The sequence below is a fragment of the Ferviditalea candida genome (assembly GCF_035282765.1).
Taxonomy (GTDB): domain Bacteria; phylum Bacillota; class Bacilli; order Paenibacillales; family KCTC-25726; genus Ferviditalea; species Ferviditalea candida.
On the sequence record NZ_JAYJLD010000076.1, the window covers coordinates 1 to 3,194 of the forward strand.

General features: G+C 46.0%; 1 protein-coding gene and 1 pseudogene. Both read left to right on the top strand.

Going from position 1 to position 3,194, the window contains the following annotated elements; translation table 11 throughout:
- Positions 1-303: 303 nt before the first annotated feature.
- Positions 304-1,815, top strand: a complete 1,512-nt coding sequence (locus VF724_RS20995; RefSeq protein WP_371756187.1) for a malate:quinone oxidoreductase — start codon at positions 304-306, stop codon at positions 1,813-1,815.
- A 312-nt stretch (positions 1,816-2,127) separates the two neighbouring features.
- Positions 2,128-3,064, top strand: a pseudogene (gene gluQRS, locus VF724_RS21000) (tRNA glutamyl-Q(34) synthetase GluQRS).
- Positions 3,065-3,194: the final 130 nt, after the last annotated feature.

Consider the following 3,194-nt stretch of genomic DNA (forward strand, 5'->3'; position numbering starts at 1 on the left):
AAAAAGTGTAGCAAATTACAGCGGCATTAAAATACCGGGAATTCGTTCCAATGTGCAAAAAAACACCTGTTTCCTGCGGAAACAAAGTGCTTATTCACATCCATTTTTTCCAGTATAATTTGTGAAAAAATTATCAAACAATAGTAGATTTCTTAATCCAAAAATCATTATAATAGACAATGGTATGTTTAAATATGATGAAGACAGAAAAGGCGTGTTCCTAGGTCGCGTCTAACTTTTTGTGTCATCTGACTAGGAGCGACCACATGTTTTTCGCAAATATTGGGGATAAGGAAGGATATCATGAGCAGCAAACAGAAAAACACAGACGTGATCTTAATTGGTGCCGGAGTCATGAGCGCGACTTTGGGAACATTACTGAAAGAGCTGGCACCGGAATGGGAAATCAAAGTGTTCGAGAAGCTGGCAAAGGCAGGAGAAGAAAGCTCTAACGAATGGAACAATGCGGGTACGGGGCACTCGGCACTGTGCGAGCTTAACTATACCTCCGAAAAATCGGATGGCTCTATAGATATTAACAAAGCCATACAAATTAACGAACATTTTCAGCTTTCAAGACAGTTTTGGTCGTATCTTGTGAACCACAAGCTGATCAGCAATCCGCAGGATTTTATCAGGTCAATCCCTCATATGAGTTTGGTGCAAGGGGAGAAAGATGTCGCGTTTTTGAAAAAACGTTTTGAATTGCTGTCGAACAATCCCCTGTTTCAAGGAATGGAATACTCCGATGACCCTGAAAAACTGAAGGAATGGATTCCGCTTGTCATGGAAGGCCGCACATCGAATGAACCGATAGCGGCAACCAAAATCGACTCCGGGACGGATGTTAACTTTGGCGCTTTAACTTGCATGCTGTTTGACCACTTAAAGCGAAAAAACGTCGAGATTAACTACATGCACAGCGTCAAAGATATAAAACGTACAAGCGACGGCTTATGGAAAGTGAAGGTTCATAATATCGATACCAGTAAAATCGAGTACCATACGGCGAAGTTCGTCTTTATCGGCGGTGGAGGCGGAAGTCTGCCTTTACTGCAAAAAACCGGTATTCCTGAATCCAAACATATTGGAGGCTTCCCGGTAAGCGGACTATTTATGGTATGCAACAATCCGGAGGTCGTAGCGCGGCATCATGCAAAAGTATACGGTAAAGCCAAGGTCGGCGCTCCTCCAATGTCTGTTCCGCATCTAGATACAAGATATATCGATAACAAAAAATCATTGCTATTTGGACCGTTTGCCGGCTTCTCGCCCAAGTTCTTAAAAACAGGATCAAATTTTGATTTGATCGGTTCCGTAAAACCGGATAATGTCTTAACGATGTTGGCGGCAGGGGTAAAAGAGATGGCATTGACCAAATACCTGATCCAGCAGGTTATGCTATCGAACGAAAAGCGCATGGAGGAATTGCGAGAGTTTATTCCGAACGCCAAAATCGAGGATTGGGATATCGTGGTGGCGGGACAACGTGTGCAGGTTATCAAAGATACGGAAGACGGTAAAGGCACTCTTCAATTTGGTACGGAAGTAGTGAGTGCTGCCGATGGCTCGATAGCTGCACTGCTCGGTGCCTCTCCAGGTGCTTCCACTGCCGTCCACGTCATGCTCGAGCTCATAAACAAATGCTTCCCGCAGCATATGCAAGAGTGGGAGCCGAAAATCAAGGAAATGGTTCCTTCTTATGGCGTGTCACTGGAGAAAAACCCGGAGCTTTTTCAAGAAATTCATGCCGCAACCGCGCAGTCGCTTGGTCTCGGCGAAAAAGAAGAAGAAAAAGAGCTGGTCTATAGTTAAACCTGTTTCTATGCTGAAAGAACCTTTGATCTATCTTTGGATTGAAGGTTTTTTTCAGAATTCAAAAGGATATTTGAACCCGGTAAGGGGAACAATGTATATACGCTCGCGTATTCACTGGCTTTCTTCCTTTTTCAATCGCTAACTCCGGTTACTGTCAGGCATTGGGCCCACCTTACTTTGCACAATGCGATTGGTATAATGGAGAGGATGAATGATAAAGGAGTGACAAGGATGCCGAGCAGCAGAACCGATCATCATGCCATTTCGACCGATCACACCCGTCGTCCCAGAAGCGGACGCTTTGCACCCATGCCTTCGGGCAAGCTCCACCTTGGACATGCTTGGACCGCACTGCTGGCCTGGCTGCAAATGAGACAATGCGGCGGCCGGTTTATTCTGCGGATCGAGGACATCGACGATTCCCGATTCGTTCCTGGTATGGCGGAGCAAATGATGAATGATTTGAAATGGCTCGGTTTGGATTGGGGCGAAGGCCCCGATATCGAAGGAGTCCAACGCTCCTTATCAACAAAGTGAACGTATTGAAAGCTATGAACAAGCGTTACAACAGCTCAAAGAGCAGGGACTGCTCTATTCGTGTTATTGCAGCAGGGCAGATATTGCCTCCGCTGCACAAGCGCCGCATGGACTGTCCTCAGAAGGCGCGATGTATCCGGGCACATGCAGGGCTTTGAATGAAAAGCAACGAGCTGCCAAAGCAGCCGTTAAAACGCCTTCCCTCCGTTTTCGCCATTCCCCAAATTCCTCTCCAATTTACGGAACTGGTCTTGGGTGAGCAAGCCTTTGCAAAAGGAGCCGGTGGAGATTTTGTGGTTCAATGTGCAGACGGGATGATTGCTTATCAGCTAGCAGTGACTGTGGATGACCATGCGATGGAAATGACCGATGTACTGCGTGGATCGGATTTGGCCGAATCCACGTACGCCAATTACACATTTACAATGCATTGGAATGGCTTCAACCTGAATTTGCCCATGTTCCCTTATTGATTGATTCCGACGGCAAACGGTTATCCAAACGCAACAGGTCATTAGAAATTGAACAGGTAAGAAATCTCGGTATTCTTCCGGAAAAAGTGATCGGTTGGATCGCCTGGCTGGCAGGTTGGATGGATCAGCCGTATGCCCTGCGTGCGGAAGAAGTAATACCGTTATTTGCGCTGCAGATGCTGCCCCGTTCAGACATTCAACTTGATAGAGAAGTGTTGAAGGCGCTGATCGGTTGAATCTTAACGGAAGGTTCAACAAAATAATGCCTAAGGAGCTATTCCTGTAATGAATTAAAATGCGGTTTGCAAAACAAAAAGCGCCTCCTGTATGCTGGGTCATGGAATGCTGTACATTCACTGCCCTAAT